General features: G+C 65.8%; 22 protein-coding genes. 16 read left to right on the top strand and 6 right to left on the bottom strand.

Annotated features, from left to right (window positions below):
* Positions 1 to 49: 49 nt before the first annotated feature.
* Positions 50 to 970 carry a phosphotriesterase family protein gene (locus FKZ61_RS17535; protein WP_141611433.1) on the bottom strand — a complete coding sequence of 307 codons (921 nt, stop codon included), beginning with the start codon at positions 968 to 970 and terminating at the stop codon, positions 50 to 52.
* Positions 971 to 1,043: 73 nt separating this feature from the next.
* Complete coding sequence (locus FKZ61_RS24070) at positions 1,044 to 2,045, bottom strand: SH3 domain-containing protein (RefSeq protein WP_170199916.1); 1,002 nt, start codon at positions 2,043 to 2,045, stop codon at positions 1,044 to 1,046.
* Between the two features lie 106 nt (positions 2,046 to 2,151).
* Here FKZ61_RS24070 and FKZ61_RS17525 point away from each other — a divergent pair, with 106 nt between their 5' ends.
* Positions 2,152 to 2,664 carry a tetratricopeptide repeat protein gene (locus tag FKZ61_RS17525; protein WP_141611431.1) on the top strand — a complete coding sequence of 171 codons (513 nt, stop codon included), beginning with the start codon at positions 2,152 to 2,154 and terminating at the stop codon, positions 2,662 to 2,664.
* Positions 2,665 to 2,707: 43 nt separating this feature from the next.
* Here FKZ61_RS17525 and xseA read toward each other — a convergent pair whose 3' ends face one another.
* A complete protein-coding gene (xseA, locus tag FKZ61_RS17520; protein WP_141611430.1) occupies positions 2,708 to 3,931 on the bottom strand; it encodes an exodeoxyribonuclease VII large subunit in 1,224 nt (407 codons plus the stop codon).
* Between the two features lie 142 nt (positions 3,932 to 4,073).
* On the opposite strand from xseA, the gene FKZ61_RS17515 reads away from it, so the two are divergent.
* The 10 genes from FKZ61_RS17515 to FKZ61_RS17470 all read left to right on the top strand — a co-directional run bounded on the left by FKZ61_RS17515 (position 4,074) and on the right by FKZ61_RS17470 (position 13,540).
* On the top strand, positions 4,074 to 4,499 hold the full coding sequence (locus FKZ61_RS17515; RefSeq protein WP_326838573.1) for an ArsR/SmtB family transcription factor: 426 nt from the start codon (positions 4,074 to 4,076) through the stop codon (positions 4,497 to 4,499).
* A gap of 94 nt (positions 4,500 to 4,593) precedes the next feature.
* Complete coding sequence (gene arsN2, locus FKZ61_RS17510) at positions 4,594 to 5,121, top strand: arsenic resistance N-acetyltransferase ArsN2 (RefSeq protein WP_141611428.1); 528 nt, start codon at positions 4,594 to 4,596, stop codon at positions 5,119 to 5,121.
* Between the two features lie 37 nt (positions 5,122 to 5,158).
* The gene (gene arsM / locus FKZ61_RS17505; RefSeq protein WP_141611427.1) at positions 5,159 to 5,974 is read left to right on the top strand and encodes an arsenite methyltransferase; all 816 of its coding nucleotides are present in this window, start codon (positions 5,159 to 5,161) and stop codon (positions 5,972 to 5,974) included.
* Between the two features lie 236 nt (positions 5,975 to 6,210).
* Positions 6,211 to 7,635: a MocR-like pyridoxine biosynthesis transcription factor PdxR gene (gene pdxR / locus FKZ61_RS17500; protein WP_211358617.1), complete on the top strand. Its 1,425-nt coding sequence runs from the start codon at positions 6,211 to 6,213 to the stop codon at positions 7,633 to 7,635.
* A 39-nt stretch (positions 7,636 to 7,674) separates the two neighbouring features.
* Positions 7,675 to 8,628: a branched-chain amino acid transaminase gene (locus tag FKZ61_RS17495; RefSeq protein WP_141611426.1), complete on the top strand. Its 954-nt coding sequence runs from the start codon at positions 7,675 to 7,677 to the stop codon at positions 8,626 to 8,628.
* A 41-nt stretch (positions 8,629 to 8,669) separates the two neighbouring features.
* Positions 8,670 to 9,530: a class I SAM-dependent methyltransferase gene (locus FKZ61_RS17490; protein ID WP_211358616.1), complete on the top strand. Its 861-nt coding sequence runs from the start codon at positions 8,670 to 8,672 to the stop codon at positions 9,528 to 9,530.
* Positions 9,531 to 9,534: 4 nt separating this feature from the next.
* Positions 9,535 to 10,353, top strand: a complete 819-nt coding sequence (locus FKZ61_RS17485) for an AzlC family ABC transporter permease (RefSeq protein WP_141611461.1) — start codon at positions 9,535 to 9,537, stop codon at positions 10,351 to 10,353.
* A complete protein-coding gene (locus tag FKZ61_RS17480; protein ID WP_141611425.1) occupies positions 10,340 to 10,657 on the top strand; it encodes an AzlD domain-containing protein in 318 nt (105 codons plus the stop codon). Before FKZ61_RS17485 ends, FKZ61_RS17480 begins: the two co-directional genes overlap by 14 nt.
* 288 nt (positions 10,658 to 10,945) lie before the next feature.
* Complete coding sequence (locus FKZ61_RS17475) at positions 10,946 to 11,641, top strand: uracil-DNA glycosylase (RefSeq protein ID WP_141611460.1); 696 nt, start codon at positions 10,946 to 10,948, stop codon at positions 11,639 to 11,641.
* A 198-nt stretch (positions 11,642 to 11,839) separates the two neighbouring features.
* Positions 11,840 to 13,540 carry a ribonuclease J gene (locus tag FKZ61_RS17470; RefSeq protein WP_229964301.1) on the top strand — a complete coding sequence of 567 codons (1,701 nt, stop codon included), beginning with the start codon at positions 11,840 to 11,842 and terminating at the stop codon, positions 13,538 to 13,540.
* Positions 13,541 to 13,710: 170 nt separating this feature from the next.
* On the opposite strand, the gene FKZ61_RS17465 is transcribed toward FKZ61_RS17470, so the two are convergent.
* Together FKZ61_RS17465 and FKZ61_RS24500 are read right to left on the bottom strand one after the other, a co-directional pair.
* Positions 13,711 to 13,944, bottom strand: coding sequence for a hypothetical protein (locus FKZ61_RS17465; protein WP_141611424.1), 234 nt, complete (start codon positions 13,942 to 13,944; stop codon positions 13,711 to 13,713).
* The gene (locus tag FKZ61_RS24500) at positions 13,941 to 14,180 is read right to left on the bottom strand and encodes a hypothetical protein (RefSeq protein ID WP_141611423.1); all 240 of its coding nucleotides are present in this window, start codon (positions 14,178 to 14,180) and stop codon (positions 13,941 to 13,943) included. Before FKZ61_RS24500 ends, FKZ61_RS17465 begins: the two co-directional genes overlap by 4 nt.
* Before the next feature lie 246 nt (positions 14,181 to 14,426).
* Here FKZ61_RS24500 and FKZ61_RS17460 point away from each other — a divergent pair, with 246 nt between their 5' ends.
* The 5 genes from FKZ61_RS17460 to FKZ61_RS17440 all read left to right on the top strand — a co-directional run bounded on the left by FKZ61_RS17460 (position 14,427) and on the right by FKZ61_RS17440 (position 21,142).
* Positions 14,427 to 16,895: an FtsK/SpoIIIE family DNA translocase gene (locus FKZ61_RS17460; protein WP_141611422.1), complete on the top strand. Its 2,469-nt coding sequence runs from the start codon at positions 14,427 to 14,429 to the stop codon at positions 16,893 to 16,895.
* Between the two features lie 34 nt (positions 16,896 to 16,929).
* Positions 16,930 to 17,637 carry a LolA family protein gene (locus FKZ61_RS17455; RefSeq protein ID WP_229964300.1) on the top strand — a complete coding sequence of 236 codons (708 nt, stop codon included), beginning with the start codon at positions 16,930 to 16,932 and terminating at the stop codon, positions 17,635 to 17,637.
* A gap of 41 nt (positions 17,638 to 17,678) precedes the next feature.
* The gene (locus FKZ61_RS17450) at positions 17,679 to 18,908 is read left to right on the top strand and encodes an MFS transporter (RefSeq protein ID WP_141611420.1); all 1,230 of its coding nucleotides are present in this window, start codon (positions 17,679 to 17,681) and stop codon (positions 18,906 to 18,908) included.
* A 173-nt stretch (positions 18,909 to 19,081) separates the two neighbouring features.
* Positions 19,082 to 19,798 (top strand): response regulator transcription factor, encoded by a 717-nt coding sequence (locus FKZ61_RS17445; protein ID WP_407659949.1) that lies wholly within the window; start codon positions 19,082 to 19,084, stop codon positions 19,796 to 19,798.
* A 45-nt stretch (positions 19,799 to 19,843) separates the two neighbouring features.
* Positions 19,844 to 21,142, top strand: coding sequence for a sensor histidine kinase (locus FKZ61_RS17440; protein ID WP_170199914.1), 1,299 nt, complete (start codon positions 19,844 to 19,846; stop codon positions 21,140 to 21,142).
* On the opposite strand, the gene FKZ61_RS17435 is transcribed toward FKZ61_RS17440, so the two are convergent.
* Positions 21,124 to 22,056, bottom strand: a complete 933-nt coding sequence (locus FKZ61_RS17435; protein ID WP_170199912.1) for an alkaline phosphatase family protein — start codon at positions 22,054 to 22,056, stop codon at positions 21,124 to 21,126. The genes FKZ61_RS17440 and FKZ61_RS17435 overlap by 19 nt on opposite strands.
* Positions 22,057 to 22,438 lie beyond the last annotated feature (382 nt).

Below are 22,438 nucleotides of genomic sequence, written 5' to 3'. Positions count from 1 at the left end.
CTCCTGTCGGGCCGGGCGGCCGGACCTAGATTGTGGGGAGAGGAGGGAGTCAGCGGGCGAAGGCCCGGAAGGGGTTGGTGTGGGTTAACTGGCGCAGGGTGGCCGAATCCAGACCGGCCGCCTCCAGTTTGGGCAACAGGACCTGGCTGAGATAGGTGTAGGGCTTCGGGGTGCCGCCGCCAGGTTTGGAGGGGTCATACCAGCCCCGGTCGTGGCTCAAGAGGAGATGATCCCCCAGACCGGCCTCCAGCACCTGTCGGATGTGGTGGATGAAATACTCGTCGCTGTACCGTTCGCTGCCAATGGCGTCATATTCGATCCAGGCGCCCCGGCGAGCCACGGCCAGGTGGCGGGAAAAGTCCGGCTCCGCCTGGGTATGGATCCAGATGAAGCGCTCGGGGGTGTAGCCAGCTTCTTCCAGGATATCCAACTGCTCCCACACCACCCGCCCCCGGATGGTGTGGGAGCCGATGACCGCGCCCGTGGCTGCGCCGGCCCGGGCAGCAGCCCGCAGGATCTTGGCTTCACAGGGGGTGATGCCGTCGTCGCCGGCGCTGATCTTGATCCAGGCGGCCTGCACGCCGGTATCCCCGATTTGCTCCGTGAGTTCCTGCAACATCCACTCGTAGAGCTCATCTTCGGTGGCCGCCTGGGCCCAGGGCGGTACCCAGGGCTCCCGGTAAATGCCCGTGGGCACCACCACCGGGAAATTAGTCGCCTCCGAAACGGCCAGGTCGATGTCAGCCCGACGGCCAACCCCCTCGGGCGTACACTCCACCAGCGCGGTGACGCCCAGGGCCTTGATCTTCTCGATCTCCGGCGCCATGACCGGGATCACCTCCTCCGGTCGAGCCCGGCGGTAGTTGGCCTCCTCGATGGGTCCCAGGTCCACGAAGATGTGCTCATGGGGCAGGATCATGCCCAGCTCCGCTTCGCTCTTGGGCCCCAGGGTGGTGATCAGGTGGGACATGGCCGGCCGCTCCTTTCGCTCCGAGACTTTCGCCCCTGGCCGTGGCATGGATACGCTACATGACCGGTGGAACCTACCCCTGGTCCCACACCAGCCAGATCTCCCCCTGGCCCTCCGGCACAGAGAAGGCAAAATCCTGGCTGTCCCGCTCGCCGTTACCGTCCAACACGTACATGACGTAGTTGCCGGCCACCGTGTTGCCGGGGAGCTGGTCCAGCCCCAGCTTGTACTCGTAGTTGTAGGGGCCCAGGGGACCGTCGCTCTTGTTCAGGGCGATGCTGCGCACATGGTCGCCGATGGGCAACTTCACGCCATCCTTGATCAGGACCACAAAGTAGCTGCCCTGGGGCTGGCCGCCATCGATGCCGCTGTGGATGAAGAAGAGCTGGAGCTTCAACTCCATGCCCCCATTGTTGCCGAACTTGGGTCCCTCCCGCACCTTGAATTTGCAGCCATCCCCACCGATGTTGGCACACGGATCGGCCGCAGGTGGCGGTGCGGCAGCCGGGGCCGGCGTATCCGTGGGCGGCGGTGGAGCCGCGACGACAGGCGGCGGCGTCGGGATGTTCTCCGCCACGGGGACGTTGTCCCCGTTCTCCACCTGAACCAGATCGCCGAAGATCCAGCCCTGCTGGCCGTTGACACAGCAGAATTGCCACCAGGTCCCCTCTGGGTTGCGGGCCACGATGTCAAACTGCTGATCCCGGGTCACCGCGCCCACCAGGCCGTAGCTGGTACCCGGCCCGTTGCGCACGTTGGCCGCCTCGATGAGCACGGTCAATTTGGGGAGCGCAGGGGCAGGCGTGGGGGTGGGCGTGTCGGTAGGAACCGCCGGCGGCGGCTCGGGCGTGGGCTCGTCCGGCCGGGGTGTCGCCGTGGGGACCGGCGTGGGCGGCGCTTCCTGTTGGGCCACAGCCGGCGCCGCTGGCTCCTGGGCGGGAGCGGCATCTGCCGGCGTGGGGGTAAAGGTGGGAACCAGCTCCCGCCGAGGGGTCGGGGTGGGCTCGGGCCCGGCACCACCGAAGAGGAAGCCACAGCCGCTCAACAGCAGGGCAGCCCCCAACACGACAACCATCCAACCGCTGCGCCGGTGTACACGGCGCCCCAAAATCCTCGTCCAAGCCATCCTTGACTCCTCAAAGCTTTGACACCCCTCTGGGGAGTGTGGCATAGTACGCTCCATGTTGCAGCCACCGGACAAACTGCCCGACGATCGACGTCGCGCCTGGCAGCAGGCCAGGGAAACCTTCAACCAGGCCTATCGCCTGCAAACCCAGGGAGATTGGGCCGGTGCCATGGCGGCCTATCGCCGTTCCATTGCCTATTTCCCCACGGCAGAGGCCTACACCTTCCTGGGCTCCATCTACGCCAACCTCTACCTCTACGAAGCAGCCATGGCCGAATGTCAGCGGGCCATCGCCCTGGACCCCGACTTCGGCAACCCCTACCACGACATGGGCACCTACCTCATGGCCCAAGAGCGCTGGGAAGAGGCCATCCCCTGGTTCCAGAAGGCCCTCCAGGCCCGGCGCTTCGAAGCCCGCCATTACACCCACTACCATCTGGGCCAGATCTGCGAGAAGCAGGGCCTCTGGGAGGCAGCCATGGACCATTACCGCCAGGCCCTGGAACTGGCCCCAGACTATCAACAGGCCCGGCAGGCCCTGTACACCCTCTACGCACGCCAGAATTGAGCGATCTCCTCGCAAAGGGCAGGTCACCTCAACGCAGGTCACTTCAACGGTTGGGAGCCTCGGGGGCGTTCTCCACCCGCTGCACCTGATAGGCGCCCCGGGCGGCCAGCACCGTAAGAAGCTCCCCCACCGGCACCATGGCCGGATCGACGACCACCTGACCGTCCTGGCGGTGAACGATGCTATACCCTCGCTGCAGGACCCGCCGGGGGCTCAGGGCTTCCAGGCGCTGGTAGGCCGCGTGGTTGCGCTCGGCCAGCTGGCGCAAGCGGTTCCAGATGGCGTTGTGCAGCCGGCGCTCCCGCTCGTCCAGAGCCTGCCGCTGCCGGTCCAACTGCCGGCTCGGGTGCAGGCGCAGCAGACGCAGCCTGGCCTGGTCGGTCTGGTCCCGCCAGCGGGCCAACGCCCGGTTGACCAGCTGATCCAGGTGGCGGCGCCGGTTGACCAGGGTGGCCCACACCTCCTGACGGTCCGGCACCACGGCGGCGGCCGCGGCCGAGGGGGTGGGCATCCGCAGGTCGGCCACAAAGTCCGCGATGGTGAAGTCCGTCTCGTGGCCGATGCCCGTGACCACGGGCAGGTGGCTGTGGGCGATGGCGTAGGCCACCTGGGGCTCGTTGAAGGCCCAGAGATCCTCGATGCTGCCGCCGCCCCGGGCCAGGATGAGGGTGTCGATGGCCTCCACCTCCAGGTGATAGCGGTTGGCCGTGGCCAGGGCAGCCTCGATCTGGGCCGGCGCTTCCCCCCCCTGCACGAGGGTGGGAAAGACCACCACATCCACCAGGGGCCAGCGGGCCGCCAGCACCCGCAGAATGTCCCGGAGCGCGGCGGCGTCCGGGCTGGTCACCACGCCCAGCCGGCAGGGCCAGGGCGGGATAGGACGCTTGCGCTCCTGGGCGAAGAGCCCCTCGGCCTCCAGCTGGCGCTTCACAGCCTCGAAGCGGGCATAGAGCTGGCCGCGGCCGGCCGGGCGGATGCGGTTCACGTAGAGCTGGTAGACGCCCCGGTCCGGGTAGACCCCCACATAGCCGTGGGCGATGATCTGATCCCCTTCCCGGGGGAGCCAGCTGTGGGCCATGGCGTTGCCCCGCCACATGACCGCGGCGATGCTGGCGCCCTGGTCCTTCAGGCTGAAGTAGATGTGGCCGCTGTTTGCCCGTTTCCAGTTGCTCACCTCCCCGGTGACCTGGACATCTCGCAACAGCTCGTCCCGCTCAAACAGGGCCACGATATGGGTGGTCAACGCCGAAACTGTGATGGGATTCATCCTGGACCTTTCCGCCGGCTCAATCTGGGGCCATTCTAGCACAGGGCACCGGGAATGGGGAACCCGGACAGCCCGTGGCGAGCGGCGAAGTCACAAGATCGAGATATTGACAAACTTCAATTTATTGGGTATCCTGGGACCCATGAACGAGATGACCGCAGAAAGCACACATATCACGGATAAACCCAGCGCCAGCAGCCCGACCACCCGACAGCCGGATGCCTGCTGCAATCTGCTGCCGGGGTTGCGGCTGGAGGAGGGCGAGGCGACCCGGCTGGCCAACCTCTTCAAGGCCCTCAGCCATCCGGTGCGGCTGCAGATCGTGGATCTGCTCAGCCGTTACGGCGGACAGGTCTGCGTCTGCGACATCGAACAGCACTTTTCCCTGTCCCAGCCCACCATCTCCCACCACCTGAAGATCCTGCGCCAGGCAGGGCTGCTGGAAGCGGAGCAACGGGGGGTGTGGGTCTACTACCACACACGCCCGGAGATCCTGGCGGAGCTGCACCGGCTCATGGCCGATTTGGCGGCTGGACCGGCTCAACGGCCGGAGGAAGTGTCCGCCTGAGCTGGGAAGCCCCAACCAGCCCGGCCCTAGGCCGGGTTTTTTGAGGTCGAATATATTGATATATTTCTATCTATCAATGAAAGGAACGCCATCTATGGAGCGAGAAGCGCCTGAACGCCCCGTGCCCGCCCATCCCCCACCCCACCACCGGCAACCGTCCGGGCCACCGGTGGCCCTGCAGCCCCTGACGCCTGAGCACGTCCCGGCGGTGCTGGCGCTGTTGCAGGCCAGCGGGCTGCCCCAAGAGGGCTTCCCGGAAGCGGTGGCAGCCGGGCTGACGGCGTGGGCCGGAGATGAACTGGTCGGCAGCGCCGCCCTGGAAATCTACGGGCAGAGCGGCCTGCTGCGCTCGGTGGCCGTGGCTGCACCCTGGCGCCATCAGGGGATTGGCGCCCGGCTGACCGCGGCCACCCTGGAGCTGGCCCGGCAGCGCGGCTTGCAACAACTCTACCTTCTCACCGAAACCGCGGTCGACTATTTCGTCCGACATGGCTTTGCCCCCATCCCTCGGGACGCGGTGGAACCGGCGGTGCAGGCATCCCTGGAGTTTGTCAGCGCCTGCCCCCAGACAGCCCAGGCCATGGTCTGCCAGCTCGGTTCCCTGCTGCCCGATGAAGCATAACGCTGTCGTCTACCACCTATCACAGAAAGGAATGACCATGAATCACCTGCCCAACACGCCCGAATCGATCAAAGAGAACGTCCGAGCCTACTACGGCGCCCGGGCCCAGCAGGCCGAACAGAGCTGTTGCGGAGATGAGTGCTGCGGCAGCCTCTACTCGCCGGAAGAGCTGGCCCTGGTTCCCCCCGAGGCAGCCAGCAGTTCCCTGGGCTGCGGCAATCCCACCGCGCTGGCCGGCCTGCAGCCCGGTGAAGTGGTCCTAGACCTGGGCTCGGGCGGAGGCCTGGATGTCTTCCTGGCCGCGCAGCGGGTAGGTCCCCAGGGGTTCGTCTATGGCGTGGACATGACCGACGAGATGCTGGCCCTGGCCCGCCGCAACGCCGCCAGACTGGGCATCCAGAACGTGGAATTCCGCAAGGGCGACATTGAGGATCTCCCCTTGCCGGACGCCAGCGTGGATGTGATCCTCTCCAACTGCGTCATCAACCTCTCGCCCCACAAGGACCAGACCTTGAACGAGGCCTTTCGGGTGCTCCGGCCCGGCGGCCGGCTGGCCATCTCGGACATCGTTATCGACGGCGACCTGGCGGACCTGCCCGTCAGCGAGGCGGAGATTCGCCAGGCCCTGAGCTGGGCGGGCTGTATCGCCGGCGCGCTGACCATGGACCAGTACCGGCAGCTCCTGGACGCAGCCGGCTTCCAGGAGATCGAGATTCAGGTCCAACATCGTTACACCCTGGCCGACCTGGCTCCCCAGGAAGAGCTGGCCACCCACCCATTGCCCCGGCCGGTGTTGGAGGCCCTGGTGGGCCGCTTCACCAGCAGCGCCATCACGGCCCGACGCCCCCTGTGATGGGGCAGGGTCAGGGGGACGCGTCCGCGTCCCCCTGGCCACACCGCGCGCTTCGCCCCTAAACATTGGACTCCTCTCCCTGGACACATTGTCCCTTGATCAGGCCCCATTGTCCCAGTACAATTGCAAATTGTTTCAGCCCATCTGCCCAAGAGACCCATCTGCAGGAAGGAGGGATTGCCCTGGGCCTTTCCCTAAAGCTGGACCGGCAGGCCGGACCGGCGCTCTATCAACAATTGGCAGAACAGATCAAGCTCCAGATTGTCCAGGGGCGATTGCCTGCCGGCACCCAGCTGCCCACCGTCCGCGAGCTGGCCCGCACCCTGGGGGTCACCCGGGTCACAGTGCAAATGGCCTACCATGAGCTCCAAAATGCGGGTCTGGTGGAAGCCACCGTGGGCCGGGGGACCTTCGTCAGCCGGCATGTGGAGGCCCGCCCTCCGGCCCAGAGCCTGGGACGCCAGTTGACGCCGGATGCGGTGGTCAACGACATCCTGCAGTTGGGGCAGATTGCCGGGTTGCGCTCTCTGGCCGACGCCGCGCCCGATGCCAGCCTCTTTCCCGCCCAAGAATTCTGGCAGGCCCTGGATGAATGCCGCGGCGAGGCCCTCGAGATGGTGCGCTATGGCGCCTCCCAGGGGGATCCCCTGCTCCGGGTGGAAGTAGCCCGTCTTCTACAGGACCGGGGGATGGCGGTCACTCCAGACGAAGTGTTGATCGTGGCCGGCGTGACCCAGGGGCTGGCCCTGGTGGCCCAGGCGTTGGCCCGGCCCGGCGAGCCGGTGCTGGTGGAGCAGCCCACCTATCTGGGCTTCCTGCACACCCTGAAGGCCCACGGCGTGCAGCCTCTGGCTGTTCCTCTGGACGAGGAGGGACCCATCCCAGAGGCCGTGGAGCGTCTGGCCATCCAGCAGCGCCCCCGTTTCTTCTACACCGTGCCCACCTTTCAGAACCCGACGGGCGTCTGTGCGACACCCGCCCGTCGGGCGCAACTGCTGGCCCTAGCCGAGCAGTACGGCTTCCTGCTGGTGGAGGACGACCTCTACGCGCGGCTCAGCTATGAGGGGCCGCCGCCGCCCGCGGTGAAGAGCCTGGATCGGAGCGAAAGCGTGATCCACGTGGGGGGCTTCTCCAAGTTGCTCATGCCGGGCCTGCGCCTGGGTTACGTGGTGGCGCCGCCGCCGATCCACGAGCGCCTGCTCTCCCTGCGCCGGGCGATGGATCTCTGCAGTCCGCCGTTGCTCCAGCGGGCCCTGGCGCGTTTTCTCCACGAGGACGGGCTGAAACGTCACCTGCGGCGGGTGTTGCCCCTGTATCGCCAGCGCCGGGATGCCTTGCTGGCGGCCCTGAGGCATCACATGCCCCCCGCGGTCCAGTGGACCCGCCCCCAAGGGGGCTTCTGTGTCTGGCTGACCCTACCCCGTCGGAGTACCCTGGCGGATCTCCAACAGGCCGCCCTGCAGCAGGGCTGGGCCTTTGCCCCAGGCGAGGTCTTCCTCACCAGGCCCAGCCCCGACTACCATCTGCGTCTCTGCTTTGGCGCTCAGCCCCCTGAATGGATTGCCCAGGGGGTGGAAGTGTTGGCCAACCTGATCCGGGAGCGGCTGGACCGCCAGGAGTCGGTGATCGAGCCCCCGTCGGATTGGCTGCCCCTGGTCTAAACCCGCCCTATGGGCCCAACTGGAAAGGAATCTGCATTCATGACCCGCTTCGCCTTCTTTAACGGTGCGATCCGACCCATCGAGGAGGCCCGGATCAGCGTAATGACCCACACCTTCAACTACGGCACGGGCTGCTTCGGTGGCCTGCGCGGCTACTGGAATGCCGACGAACGGCAGCTCTACGTCTTCCGCATCCTGGACCACTATCGCCGCTTCCTGGAGAGTGGCAAGCTGCTCCTGGCCCAACTGGACTACAGCCCGGAAGATCTGGCCGCGTTTACCCTGGAGCTGCTACGGGCGGAGGGCTGGCAGGAGGATTGTTACATCCGCCCCATCCTGTACAAAGCCGACGAAACCATCGGCGTCCGCCTCCACGACCTCCGGGACGCCGTCACCATCTTCAGCATTCCCATGGGGCGCTACATCCCGGCAGAAGAAGGGGCCCGGGCCTGCGTCAGCAGTTGGCGACGGGTGGACGACACGGCCATCCCGGCCCGGGGCAAACTCATCGGCAGCTATGTCAACAGCGCGTTGGCCAAGAGCGAGGCCGTGCTCAACGGCTTCGACGAAGCCCTGGTCCTCAACCAGGATGGCCACCTTGCCGAAGGCAGCGCGTCCAACCTCTTCGTGGTGCGGAACGGCGTGCTCTACACCCCGCCCATCTCCAGCAACGTGCTGGAGGGCATCACCCGCCGCTCCATCATCCAGATGGCCCGGGAAGTGCTGGGGCTGGACGTGATAGAGCGGGAGATCGACCGCACGGAGCTCTACGTGGCGGATGAGGCTTTCCTGTGTGGCACCGGCGCCCAGATCACCGCCCTCGCCAGCGTGGATCACCGGCCCGTGGGCAACGGAAAGCTGGGGCCGGTGACCAAGGCCCTGCGGGATCTCTACTTTCGGGTCGTGCGGGGCCGGGAACCCCGCTACCGCCACTGGCTGACGCCAGTCTTCGAGACGGAACGGACGGCCGCGGAAAGCATTGGGAAGGGATAAAGGATAAAGAGGACGGGATGAAGTCCAAAGGGAGTGCCAACATGGACACGGAAACCGAGGGCAAAGGGACGACCATGCCAGAAAAACCGGCGGGCCAGGAAGAGGCTGCCGACGTCAAGGGGGCGGTCCGCCGCCAGTTTAGCCAGACCGCAGCCCACTATCGGGCCAGCCAGGTGCACGCCGGGGGCGTGGAGCTGGAGCAGATGCTGGCGCTGGCCCGTCTGCGGGGCGACGAGACCGTGCTGGATGCCGGCTGTGGCCCTGGCCACACCGCGCTGGCCTTTGCCCCCCACGTGGGGCAGGTCATCGCGGTGGATCTCTCCCAGGAGATGTTGGCGGAAGGCCGCCGGCTGGCCCGGGAGCGGGGCATTGACAACGTGGAGTTCCGCCTGGGCGATGTGGAGGCCCTGCCCTTTCCAGAGGGCAGCTTCGACCTGGTCACCTCCCGCTACAGCGCCCACCACTGGCCCCATCCCTTGCAGGCCCTGCGGGAATTCCGCCGGGTGCTGCGCGCCGGCCCCAGGCCGGGCCGGCTGCTGCTGGCGGATGTGGTCTCCTTCGACGATTTCACCGTGGACACCCACGTCCAGGCCATGGAGCTGCTGCGGGATCCCTCCCACGTCCGGGATCATACCGTCGGCCAGTGGCTGGCGATGCTGGATCGGGCCGGCTTCCAGGGGGAAGCGGCCTTCACGTGGGCGCTGCGACTGGACTTTGCCTCTTGGGTGGCGCGCATGGAAACGCCGGCCCTGCAGGTGGCAGCCATCCGAGCGCTGCTCCAGCAGGCGCCCGAGGAGGTGCGCCAGGCCCTGCGGGTGGAGGCGGACTGCTCCTTTACCTTCCCGTGCGCCGTGTTTCAAGGTGTGCTGGCAGATGGCACAGCCCCAACCGGGGAGGGTTGAAGCCATGTCCGCCTCCACCGAGCTGGCCCATCCCGATGACTCTGCCCTGGCTGACAGCCGGGGCAGGGCCTTTGGGGCCGGGGTGCGGGCTACCCTTCCCCTGCTGGTGGGGACCTCGCCCTTTGGCATGGTTTTTGGCGCGGTGGCGGTGCAAAGCGGTCTGTCGCCGGCGGCCACCCAGGCCATGTCGGCCCTGGTCTTCGCTGGCTCGGCCCAGTTCATTGCCGCCGGGCTGGTGGCCACGGGCGCGGGCACGGCCCTCATCGTGTTGACCACCCTGATCGTCAACCTGCGCCACGCCCTCTATGGCCTGCCCCTGGCACCGCATCTGCGCCACCTGCCCCAGCGCTGGCTGGCGCCCCTGGCCTTCTGGCTGACGGACGAAACCTTCCTGGTGGTCATCGAACACTACCGCCAGCGGCAAAATGGGGCCCACAAGCAGTGGTATTTCCTGGGCTCGGCCCTGGCCATGTACGTCAACTGGCAGATCTGGACCTACGTGGGGATGCGGGCCGGCCAGGCGGGGACGGCCCTGGGGCTGGATCCCCGAGCCTGGGGGTTGGAATTTGCCCTCCCCCTGACCTTCATCGGCATGCTGGTGCCCGCCCTGGGGAACCGGCCCATGGTCGCCTGTGTGGCAGCAGCCGGGCTCACGGCCCTCCTGGGGGCGGAGCTCCCCCATCAGCTAGGCCTGATGGCCGCCGCCCTGGTCGGCGTGGTCGTGGGCTTCGGGGCGGAACTCCGCTGGCCCATCGACGAGGGTGGCGCGGAGCCAACCGATAGACAACCCAGTGACAGCGAGGTAGGGCATGGGCAGTCGTGAGTGGTGGCTGATCGGCGGGATGGCCCTGGTGACCTTCAGCGCCCGCTACGTGCCTCTGGCGCTGGCGGGCAGGGTGACGCTGCCGGCGGTCGGGCTGCGCCTGTTGCGCTACATTCCGCCGGCCGTGCTGGCGGCCATCATCGCGCCGGGGCTGGTTCTCCAGGAGGACGGCGGGCCGGACTGGAGCCTGCACAACAGCCGGCTGGTGGCCGGCCTGGCCGCGGCGGTGGTCGCCTGGCGCACCCGTAACCTGCTCCTGACCCTGGTGGTGGGCATGGCGTTCCTGTGGCTGTGGCGGCTGTAAAGGCCGTGGATAGTGGAAAAATTTCGACCGGCCTAAAATTTAGTGATATAATGCACAGGATTGCGTAAAAAAGCGTAAGCGAACCTGGGCCGACGGGGCCCGGCTTATGGATATATTTTGCCGGCACTAGCTGCCAGGCGAGTTGCGGAAAGACAGAAAGCACCATACACGGTCGCCATGGATGAAAGCGCGAGCCAGGAGGAGCCCCTGGACACCCCGGCAGACGGCCGGGATACAGACGACCGCGAGAGAGACGGTCGAGACGATGAGCAGGACGTGATAGAGCAGATGCACGCGCTGGAGGCGGAAGTGCGGCGTTGCCAGCGCTGCCGCCTGGCCAGAACACGAACCCACGCCGTCCCGGGGGAAGGCGACTACCGTGCTGTGGTCATGTTTGTGGGCGAAGGACCTGGCTACGAGGAGGACCGGCAGGGGCGCCCGTTCGTGGGGCGCAGCGGTCAGTTTTTGACCGAAACTCTGGCCCGTTTGGGCATCCGACGGGAGGAAGTCTACATCACCAACGTGGTGAAGTGCCGCCCACCGGAGAACCGGGATCCCCAGCCGGATGAGCTGGAGGCGTGTGCCGATTACCTGGAACGACAGGTGGCGCTGATCAACCCTCGCATCATCGTCACCCTGGGGCGTTTCAGCATGCGGCGCTGGTTTCCCAATGGCACCATCACCAAGATCCACGGCCAGGTGCGCAACATTGGCCGGGGTCGGGTGGCCATGGCCATGTTTCACCCGGCGGCTGCTTTGCGCAACCCCCGCTGGCGGGAGGCGTTTGAGAAGGACATGCAGAAGCTGCCGCCGCTGATAGAGCGGGCCCGCAAGGCCAACGCCGCGGCCCGGCGAGGGGAAGCCCTGCCGGCCGGTGTGCCCCATCCGGGGGATCCGGACTATGAACCGGCCGGGCAGGCCGGGCATCCTGCAGAGATGCCGACGGAGAACGATGAGTCCGCGAGTGCCACGTCGGCCCAGTAGCACACACCGCTACCTGAACGGAGTGCATCAGGTCGATCGCCCCTTCTGCCCCTCAATTCCCGTAACTCCCGGCAGTGCCGCAACCACCAGTTTGGGCGCAATCACATGTTTTGGAATGGACAGGGGATGCAGCGCAATCCCCTGTTTTTTGTGAACGTTGAACCCATCAACCGATAGATAGACAGGAGCAAGATATTTATGGCAAAGAGAGACAAATCTCGACAAGGCAGCAAGGACGACGTTCTCCTGCGGGTCATCCCCCTGGGCGGCCTTGGTGAGATCGGCAAGAACATGCTGGTATTGGAATCCGGCGAAAATATCATCATCATCGACGCGGGGCTCATGTTCCCCACCACCGAGATGCACGGTATCGACATCGTCATCCCCGATGCCCAGTATGTCTACGAGCGGCTGGACTGGGTGCGGGGCATCTTCCTGACCCACGGCCACGAAGACCACATCGGTGGCCTGGCCTACCTGATGGAGCAAGGCCTGGATGCCCCCATCTACGCCACCTCCCTCACCCGGGGCCTGCTGGAGGTGAAGCTGCGGGAACACAAGCTGTTGGCCGATGCAGAGCTTCACACCATCACCGAGGACGACAAGGTGGAGGCCGGACCCTTCACGGTGGAATTTTTCCACGTCTGCCACAGCTTCCCCGACAGCGTGGGCATCTCCGTGCAGACGCCCATCGGTCGGGTGATCCACACCAGTGACTACCGCTTTGATCCCACGCCGGTGGACGACAAGCCCACCGAAGAAGACAAGCTGCGGCGCTGGGGCGATGAGGGCGTGGCCCTCCTCCTGGCCGACAGCACCAACGTGGAGAAGGAGGGGAGCACCCCCAGCGAGCGCACGGTGGAAACCATGCTGGAGCGGGTCATGAGCCAGGCGCCGGGTCGGGTCCTGCTGGCCACCTTCGCCAGCAACCTGGGCCGGGTCCAGCAGATCATCAACGTGGCCCGACGCCACGGACGGCGGGTCGGCGTGGTGGGCCGTTCCATGGTCAACAACGTCAAGATCGCCATCCAGCTGGGCTACCTGGACATCAAGCAGGAGGAGCTGCTCACCACGGCGGAGATGGAGTCCCTCCCCGCCCATGAGGTGGTCATCGTGGCCACCGGCAGCCAGGGCGAGCCCACCAGCGCCATGGTGCGCATGAGCCTGGGCGATCACCGCCAGATCACCCTGCGGGAGGGGGATACGGTGGTCCTGAGCGCCATGCCCATCCCCGGGAATGAGGAGCTCTTCAACCGCACGGTGGACAACCTCTTCCGCCAGGGCGTGGATGTCCTCTACCACGAGCTGGGGAACGTCCACGTCAGTGGCCACGGTGGTCGGGACGACTACGAGCGGATGCTGCGGCTGACCCGGCCCAAGTTCATGATCCCGGTCCACGGCGAGTATCGTCATCTGGTCCTCCATGGCCGGCTGGCCCAGCAGGTGGGCCTCCCCAAGTCCAACGTCTTCGTGGTGGAGGACGGGCAGGTGGTGGAATTCGGCCGCTTCAACGGCAGCGAGGAGATCCAGGGACGCCTGGGTGAACGGCTCTCCGCCGGCCACGTCTTTGTGGACGGCCTGGGGATCGGCGACGTGGGCAACGTGGTCTTGCGGGACCGGCGCCACCTGAGCCAGAACGGCTTCATTGTCTGCATCCTGGCGTTGGATGAGTACGATGGGGAGATCCTCTACGGCCCGGAGATTATCAGCCGTGGGTTCGTCTACATGCGGGAGAACGAGGACCTGATCAAGCGGGCCCAGGAAGTGGTGCTCAAGGTCATCAAAAAACGGGCGCCCCAGCAGGTCTTGGAAGAGAAGATCAAAGAGGCCCTGGCCAACTTCACCTACCGGGAGATGGGCCGGCGCCCCATGGTCCTGCCGCTGGTCATGGAAGTCTAACCGTCCATCTGTCGGCGGCTTCCGTTGACAGGCCCCCTCCTGGCCAGGTTGGGGGCACCGATGAGTCGTAGTCCCGGCAGAAATTCGCCGCCCCTATCTATGGGGGAACTATCGGCGAATTTCTGCCGTGGTATTTACGGCAAACTGGCACAGTCGCCCCCCAACGGCCATCACCCTCCCGACTCCGCTGCCATCAAAACCCGTTGGACTTCCTCTGGCAGCTCCACCGGAACAAACATGGACGCCGGATACAAATATCCTTCGGGTTCGCTTTTGTCTTCATCCACGATGCGAAACATCTGATGGGCTTCCGCCTGGGAATCGGGTAGGCGGCGGTACACCTTACCCACGATCAGGCTGGCCTGGTTGCCTTGATTGTTAATACAGATCACAAATTGGCTCATCGGATCAACCTCTTAATTTTGAAATCTCTGCGACCAATGCCGTGGGCTTCATACCAGTGGATTTCTGCCTCCCAAAAGGTTCCATCAGCGAGCTCCACGGTCGCAACACCTTTCATCTTCCGCCAACGCCCCCTGCCGTAATAACGTTCCAGATACTTTCGAATGTGTACGCCACGGCCAGATGCGATGGTCTCAATGTTTCGAATGTCGCTGATAATCCTGAAAGACTGACCCATGGGTTTTAGGGGGATGTCGCCTCACTGGGGACGGAAGGAGCTGCCTTGTACACGTTTCATCTGTGCAATATACCTGCCACAATTATACCACCTCCGGATGGTATGGGAAGAGGTATAGCTGCGCGTTTGGCGCGCTTACCAGGCCACCTGGCATAGAAGCTCTGTCTTTGAATCTCTTGCAGGGGCGCCGCGGGCATGCTATACTGGCCTTGAACGTTTGTTCGTTTGAGGCAGTTTAAATTCCCTATGGCAAAGCGAAGACGGTCCCGTCGATCCAAACCACAACCCAGCTTACTCCAGCAACTGCGGGAGAGCCTCCTGCGGGCCGAGGTGATTGGCCTGTCGCTGGTTCTCATTTCAGTTTTTACGCTGTTGAGCCTGCTGACCGGCAGCCGGGGGCAGCTCACAGGCTGGTGGATCGACAGCCTCACCATCCTGGTGGGGGTGGGCGTCTGGGGAGTGCCCCTGGTCACCGGCGCGCTGGGCCTGTGGATGGTCATCCGGGCCATTGAGCGCATGCCGGACCTGCCCTGGCAACGGCCGGCGGGCTGTGCGCTGCTCTTCTTCGCCTACATCACCGGCGCCGCCCTCTGGAGCCGGCTGGAACCCACTGCCGGCGGCTGGCTGGGCAACCTGCTGGCCACCGGCTTGAGCCGGGCCCTGGGCCCCTGGGGGGCCTGGGCGGTGACCTCCTTTCTGGCGGTCTCCGGCCTGATCCTCCTCACCGACCGGCGCCTGATCGATCTGGCAGAACGAATCTGGAGCTGGCTGGATGGGCAGTGGCACGCCCGGCCGGGGCTGGGTGGCCCGGTTCCCATCCAGCCTTCCCTGCCCATCCCCAGCGGTCAGGTGCCGTGGTGGAAGCGCCTGCGGGAACGCCTGCCCTTCTGGGAGCCACAGCCACCGGCCCCAGCGCCGGCCAACCTGGTACGCCCAGAGGGGCGGTCAGGTCCCCCTCCGGCAGAAGCGCCTGCGGCCCCAGCCCCCCGGCCGGCCCCTCCGGTCACCCCCAGCCGGGAAGCCGAAATCCTCACGCCACACATCGTGGGTGGCCAGGAGTGGCAGTTGCCCAAACTGTCGGAGATGCTCCTGGACTGGGACCGGCAGGTGGACAGCGACGACCTGATCCGACGCCAGGGCCGCCTGATCCAGGAAACCCTGGCCCTGTTCGGCGTACCGGCGGACTTCGAGGGAGCCTATAAGGGCCCCTCGGTGACCCAGTATCTGATCAAGCCGGGCTACATCGAGCGCACTGTCAAAGGGGAAGTCAAGCGGGTCAAAGTCAAGGTGAGCAAGATCGCCGCCCTGGCCAACGACCTGGCCCTGGCCCTGGCCGCGTCCAGTGTCCGCATCGAGGCGCCCATCCCCGGCACCAACTACGTGGGCGTGGAGGTCCCCAACCAGGAAAGCAATGTGGTGGGCCTGAAGGAGCTCATGGAGAGTGAAGCCTTCGAGCAGATGAAGATAAAGGGGAAGCTCCCCATTGCCCTGGGCGAGGACGTCAAGGGCCAGCCCATCGTGGCGGACCTGGCCCGGATGCCCCACCTGCTCATCGCCGGCGCCACGGGCACGGGCAAATCGGTCTGCATCAACGCCATCATCACCTGCCTGCTGCTGACCCACACGCCCGACACCCTGCGCTTCCTGATGGTGGACCCCAAGATGGTGGAGCTGAGTGTCTACAACGGCATCCCCCATCTCCTCAGTCCGGTCGTCACCGAAGTGGACAAAGCGGCCGGCGTCCTCTTCTGGGCCGTCAAGGAGATGGAGCGGCGCTACCAGCTCTTCAGCAAGGTCAACGCGCGGGATCTGGAGCGCTATAACAGCTATCTGCTCAAGCGCCAGGAGCCAACCCTGCCCTACATCGTGGTGGTGGTGGATGAAATGGCCGACCTGATGATGGCCGCGCCGGAGGAGGTGGAGAAGCACATCTGCCGCCTGGCCCAGATGGCCCGGGCCGTGGGCATCCACCTGATCATCGCCACCCAACGCCCCTCGGTGGACGTGATCACCGGCCTGATCAAGGCCAACTTTCCGGCCCGCATCGCCTTTGCTGTCAGCAGCCAGATAGACAGCCGGGTCATCCTGGACATGCCCGGTGCCGAACGGCTCCTGGGGCGGGGGGACATGCTCTTCATGCGCGCCGATGCCAGCCGCCTGGAACGGCTCCAGGGCACCTGGCTCAGCGACGAGGAGATCAACCGGGTGGTGCGCTACTGGAAGGGCGCACGGACCCTGGAGGATGCCGGGCTTGCCCCCCGGCCGACGCCCCAAATGGCGGTCCAGCCTCCCGAGCTGGCACCCGAGCCCGACGTCGGCCTGCCGACCCAACCGGCCCAGACGACGACGGGCTTGGCTCAACCGCCTCTCTTCCAGGAAATCGAGCAGCTGCGGGCCGCAGAAGCCCGGGACGAACTCTTTGACGACGCCGTGGAGATTGTGCGGGAAGCCGGCCGGGGATCGGTCAGCCTGCTGCAGCGAAAGCTGCGCATCGGCTATAGCCGGGCCAGCCGGCTGGTGGATCAGCTGGAAGAAGCTGGCATCCTGGGGCCAGACCAGGGGGGCAGCCAGGGGCGGCCCTGCCTGCTGGGCCCCACATCGTCCGCTGACCGCTCTGCCCCACCCACCGGAGGGCGAGGACGACCCGAATCGCCTTCACCCCAACATACATCCAAAGACGAATCCGACCCCGATGTCCCCCGCATCTGGATGTAACCCACCCACACACCATGCAGGACGCGCCATGATCATGAAACACAAGGGCCGCGGGCCCGGCCGGACTTTTCCGCAACGGCTCTGGCAAGCCCTCCTGGCCCTGGGGCTCCTCCTGTTGGCTGCCTGTGGCGGCCGGCAGGATCTGGCCGGGCAGGTGGAACAACAGTTGGGCCGGCTCCAGACCCTCCAGGGGCGACTACAGATTTCCCTGCAGTCCGCCACATTAGAGCAAGAAATCTGGGTACAGCCGCCGGAATTTCTGCGCACGGAAACCGAAGCAGGCCCGCCCGCCTTTCAGGGCACCATCGTCGTCCTCAACGACCGGGAGGGGTGGGTCTATACCCCCGCCCTGGACATGGCCACGGTGGTGGATCGCACCCAGTACCGGCCCGACCTCCTGGGCGAAGCCGGCGCCGGCTCCATGCTGGAACGGCTTCCGTACCAGGTGTTGGCGGTGTTACAGCGGGGATACGCCCTGCGGGAACTGGCCGATGAAACCATCGCCGGGCGGCCCACGCGGCACCTGGAAGTGGTGATCCCCGACGACGATGGCGCCTTTCCGCCCGGGCCTTTAGAGCTCTGGCTGGACCGGGAGTTCGGCTATCCCCTTGCCCTGCGGGATAGCAGCGGCCGGCAGATCCAGTTCACCCTGGCCATTTTCAACCAGGAGATCGATCCCCTGGTCTTCGACTTCGTGCCGCCTCCAGGGGCCACCGTACACCGGGTGCAGCCCCAGCCGTAAGGTCACCCATCACCATTCCAACGTCCATACTGAGGTATGCCATGGCCAAATCGGCGACACAACAGGCGCGGGGGGAGATTTCCTTCGGCCGCCTGATGGGAACCAGCATTGCGGCTCGTCTGCTGGTAGACACCCACAGCCAGATTTTCAACCCTTTCCTTTCCCTCTTCGCAGCCGGCCTGGGGACGGATGTGGTCACCATGGGGCAGCTGGTCAGTCTGCGCAATCTCATGGGGCTCTGTGCGCCATTCCTGGGCGTCCTGGCCGATCGCCAGGGTTACCGCCGCGTCCTGCGACTGTCATTACTTCTGGGTGCGGCCGGTTCCTTCCTCATCGCCGGCAGCTACCACCTGAGCATGGCCGTGGTGGGCATGGTGTTGAGCGGCCTGGGCATTGCCGGCTTTATCCCCACCCTGCAGGCCTATTTGAGCGCCCGCCTGCCCTACGCCCGGCGGGCCCGGGGCATGGGCATGCTAGAGTATTCATGGGCCCTTACCGGCATCGTCAGCCTGTCGCTCATCGGCTGGCTCATCCAGGAGTGGGGCTGGCGTGCGCCCTTCTGGCTGTTGGGCGTGGGCATGCTGGCCATGTGGACGGTATTCACCACCCTGCCCGAGACGACTGGAAGCCATGGTCATGGAGGCGGGCGAGGAGCAGCGGTCCCCGCCAGGGTAGGGATCGGGCAACGGATACGTGCCTTTTTCGACCTGGGAGGAAATGCCCGATCCGCCTATGCCGCCATCCTGGCCACTGCCCTGACCTACTACGGCGCGCTGCAGGTGATGATCACCCACGGCACCTGGTTGAACCTGGAATATGGCCTGGGGCCGGCACAGCTGGGAACGGTAGCCCTGCTGTTGGGCTTTTTTGACCTGACAGCCAGCGTCTCGGTCAGCCTTTTCACCGATGCCATCGGCAAGCGCCGTAGCGTCATCCTGGGCACCAGCGGCACCCTGCTCGGCTATCTGGCCCTGCCGTGGCTCAACGTGGGGCTGGTCCCCGCCATCCTGGGCATCGCAGTCGCCCGGGGCGCTTTTGAGTTCGCGCTGGTGAGCAGCTTCCCCCTTCTCAGTGAGCAGGCGCCGGACCGCCGTGCCCGGGTGATGACCCTGAACACGGCCATCTCCCTGGTGGGGGCCACCCTGGCTTCGGCCAGCGGCCCCTGGATCTACACGGCCCACGGCGTGGCCGGCCTGGCTGCCGTCTCGGCCCTGGCCGCCTGCGGCGCCCTGGTACTTCACCTGACCCTGGTACGGGAAACCAGCCCGTGACACCATGGCGCACCGACAAACCGCCTTGCCCTGGATCCCATCCACAGGGTACACTCTACGGAAGAAACCGCAGATTTCGCAGATGAACCATCTGCAAAGAGAGTGACGGCAACACAGTGTTTATTTATGCCCGCTGTTTATGCCCGCCTGTCCGGGCGGCCGGGTTTTCGAGGATGGAGAGCGTGTCCAGTTCGAAGATTCTGGTGGTCGATGACGAAGAAAGCATCGTGGAGGTGGTGACCCTCTACCTGCGGCGGGCCGGCTTCCAGGTGGAGATTGCCCATGACGGCCAGACAGCCCTGCGCGCCCTGACCCTCTCCCCGCCGGATCTGGTGATCCTGGACCTGATGTTGCCCCAGGTCGACGGCCTGGAGATCACCCGACGCCTGCGGGCCGAGGGCAACACGCCCATCATCATGCTCACCGCCCGGGGCGAAGAGAGCGACCGCATCCTGGGCCTGGAAATGGGCGCCGACGACTACGTGGTCAAACCCTTCAGCCCCCAGGAGCTGGTGAGCCGGGTCCGGGCCGTGCTGCGCCGGACCCAACAGGCGAACGCCCTTCAGAAGGCCCGCCCCCTGGTCTTCCCCAACCTGCGCATCGACCCCCGGAGCCGCCTGGTCACCGTGCCCCACGGCGAAGTAGAGCTGACCGCCCGGGAGTTTGACCTCCTCTGGCTTCTGGCCAGCCACCCGCGACAGGTCTTCAGCCGCAGCCAGTTGCTGGACCGGGTGTGGGGCGAACGGGATTACCTGGATCCCAGCACGGTGACGGTGCACGTGCGGCGGCTCCGGGAAAAGATCGAGCCCGACCCGGCCAATCCCCGTTACATCCAAACGGTCTGGGGGGTGGGATACCGGTTCGATCCGGAGTCCGGCCCGGGTGAATAGTTGCTCGCGCGATATTGTGGAGGGCCACAGATGGGGGAAATGTCCATGAAAATTGAAGCCAGGCGCCGGTCACTCGGGTTGCCCCTGCGCCTGCTGACCGGGATCATCCTGGTGGTGGCGGTGACCCTGGCCATCTTCGACTGGCTGATGCAGCCGCCGGAGGGAGAGTTCTGGGCCATGACCTGGTTCCTGTCGGCCACAGCGCTGCTCTCCCTGGGCCTGGGCTACGGCGTCTATCGGCTGGGCTGGCTCAATCGATCCCCCGGGCTGTACTGGACCCTCTTTGGCAGCTATGCCCTCTCCAGCGTGCTCACCTTCCTCAACGTATGGGTAACGGCCCGGCTGATGTTCATCAACCGGCATGACCTCGCCCTGGCCACGCTGTTGCTCACCTTTGCCGCCGGCATCGCCATGGTGCTGGGTTATTTCTTCTCTGCCACCCTCACCGACAACATCCGGGCTCTGCACCAGGGCGCCAACCGGATCGCCCAGGGACATCTGGACACCCGGGTCCACCTGCCGGGCCATGACGAGATGGCCGGCCTGGCCCGTTCCTTCAACAAGATGGCAGCACAGCTGGAGGTGGCCGCCCGCAAACAGCAGGAAGCGGAGACCCTGCGCCGGGACTTGATCGCGTGGGTGGGCCACGACCTGCGCACCCCCCTGGCCTCGGTGCGAGCCATCGTGGAAGCGCTGGCCGACGGCATGGTGGAAGACCCGGAAACCCGGGCGCGCTATTTGGACACGGCCCGGCGCTCCATCCACGAGCTGGCCCTGCTCATCGATGACCTCTTTGCCATGGCCCAGCTGGACGCGGGTGGCTTCCCCCAAAATCGTCAGCTCCACTCCTTGACCGACCTGATCTCGGACACGCTGGAAAGTTTTCGGGAGCTGGCCCACGCGCGGGGAATCCATCTGGAGGGGGCGGCAGAAGAGGGCGTGGATCCGGTGATGATGGACGCACGCCAGATCGGCCGTGTCCTGGCCAACCTGGTCAACAACGGCCTGCGCTACACTCCCCCAGGCGGCACCGTCACCATCCAGGCCCGCAAGCTTTCCGGGGCAGTGCAGGTGACGGTCCGGGATACCGGCCCAGGCATCGCCCCGGAGGATCTACCCCACATCTTCGATCAATTCTATCGGGGTGAAAAATCCCGCAGCCGCCACACCGGGGGCGCGGGAATGGGGCTGGCCATTGCCCGGGGGTTTGTGGAAAATCACGGCGGCAAAATCTGGGCGGAAAGTCGCCCAGGCCAGGGGACTTGCATCGCGTTCACCCTGCCCGCGCCCGGCGAAGCCCCGCCAGCCCGGCATCCCTTCCGGGGCTACCGGGCCGCGGACTGACGCACGCCCAGGAAATCCTCGATGACGGCCACGAAGTCGGTCAGATCCTGCAGGGCAGCCGCGTAACGCTCCCGGGACGCGCCCAGGAGCAGGGTCAAGGCGGGGTTGCGGGTATGGTTCCTGTGGCTGCAATCCTCCACATTGCCATGATCGCTGGCCACGATGATCAGGGTCTGGGCCAGGTCGGCCGCCTCCATCAACCCACCCAGGAACGCGTCAAACAGCGCCAGATCGGCCACCGCCTCCTCCAGGTGCCGACGGTGGCCCAGCAGATCCGTCTGCCAGTGTTCAAAGAAGACAAAGTGATAGGGCTGGGCGATCTGCCAGAGGTGGCGGCCTGCCTCCCCAGGGGTAAAGACCGGGACATCGGTGTAGCCCAGGTGCTCCCGCCAACCCTGGTTGGTGAAATCGGCAGCCAGCGCCCGGCCCGCCACCAGATCGCCGTGATTCTGGAGGGAGAGCCCGCCCACTGTGGCGGCATAGGGCACCGCGCTCAGCAGCCGCTTGCCCCGGTTGACCGCCTCGAAGTAGCCGTGGGGATAGGCATTGCAGAAGAAGGCGGCCAGCCCCGCCTGACGCAGACGGCGGAAAATGCTTCCCGCATCCAGGATGGCCCGCACCCGGGCATCCGGTCGAGGGCCAAAATGCTCCCCCAGCCGGCCAGGCGCATTGATCCCGGTGAGGATGGCCGCCTGGCCGGTCGCGCTTTGGGGACGGCCCGGCACGCCCAGCCGGGCATCGACCGGAATCAGCTCGGCCTGACGGGCAGAGAAACGGCCGGTAGAGGCGGTCAGAGGGCGGCCCTCCAACAGCTCGGCCAGATGGGGGTAGGTGCCGGCGGCCAGGGGGTTGATCGCGGGATCATCCTCCCCCAGGCCCACGCCGTCCAGAAAGAGAAAGATAACCCGCTTCAAGACGATTTTCCAGCCTGCTCGACCATTTCTTTGGGTAGCTGGCTGCCACAACATTGACACTTGCCCGCGCGAAGGGCGTCGGTGGTCAGTGGGCTTTCACAGACGGGACAGGTCGGATTTTCCTTGGCCATGGGAACTCTCCTTGGACCCATTGACGGATTCCGCTGGGCCCCACCCCAGCGTCATCCCAAATCGACAGCTCCCATTATACCGCCACATCCCCCAAATCCCCACCATGAACCCGTGGCGAAGAGGCGCCGGTGCACCGTAGGTGCGGCCTCTGGCCGCACGGTTTCACCAGGCCCGGACGGATGAAGGGATGGCGACGATGCGCAGCTACAAGCTGCGCCTACGAAGGGGTGACGTTCCTTCGTAGGGGCGG

The sequence above is a fragment of the Litorilinea aerophila genome (assembly GCF_006569185.2).
GTDB lineage: Bacteria > Chloroflexota > Anaerolineae > Caldilineales > Caldilineaceae > Litorilinea > Litorilinea aerophila.
This window is presented reverse-complemented; position numbering and strand designations above follow the sequence as displayed.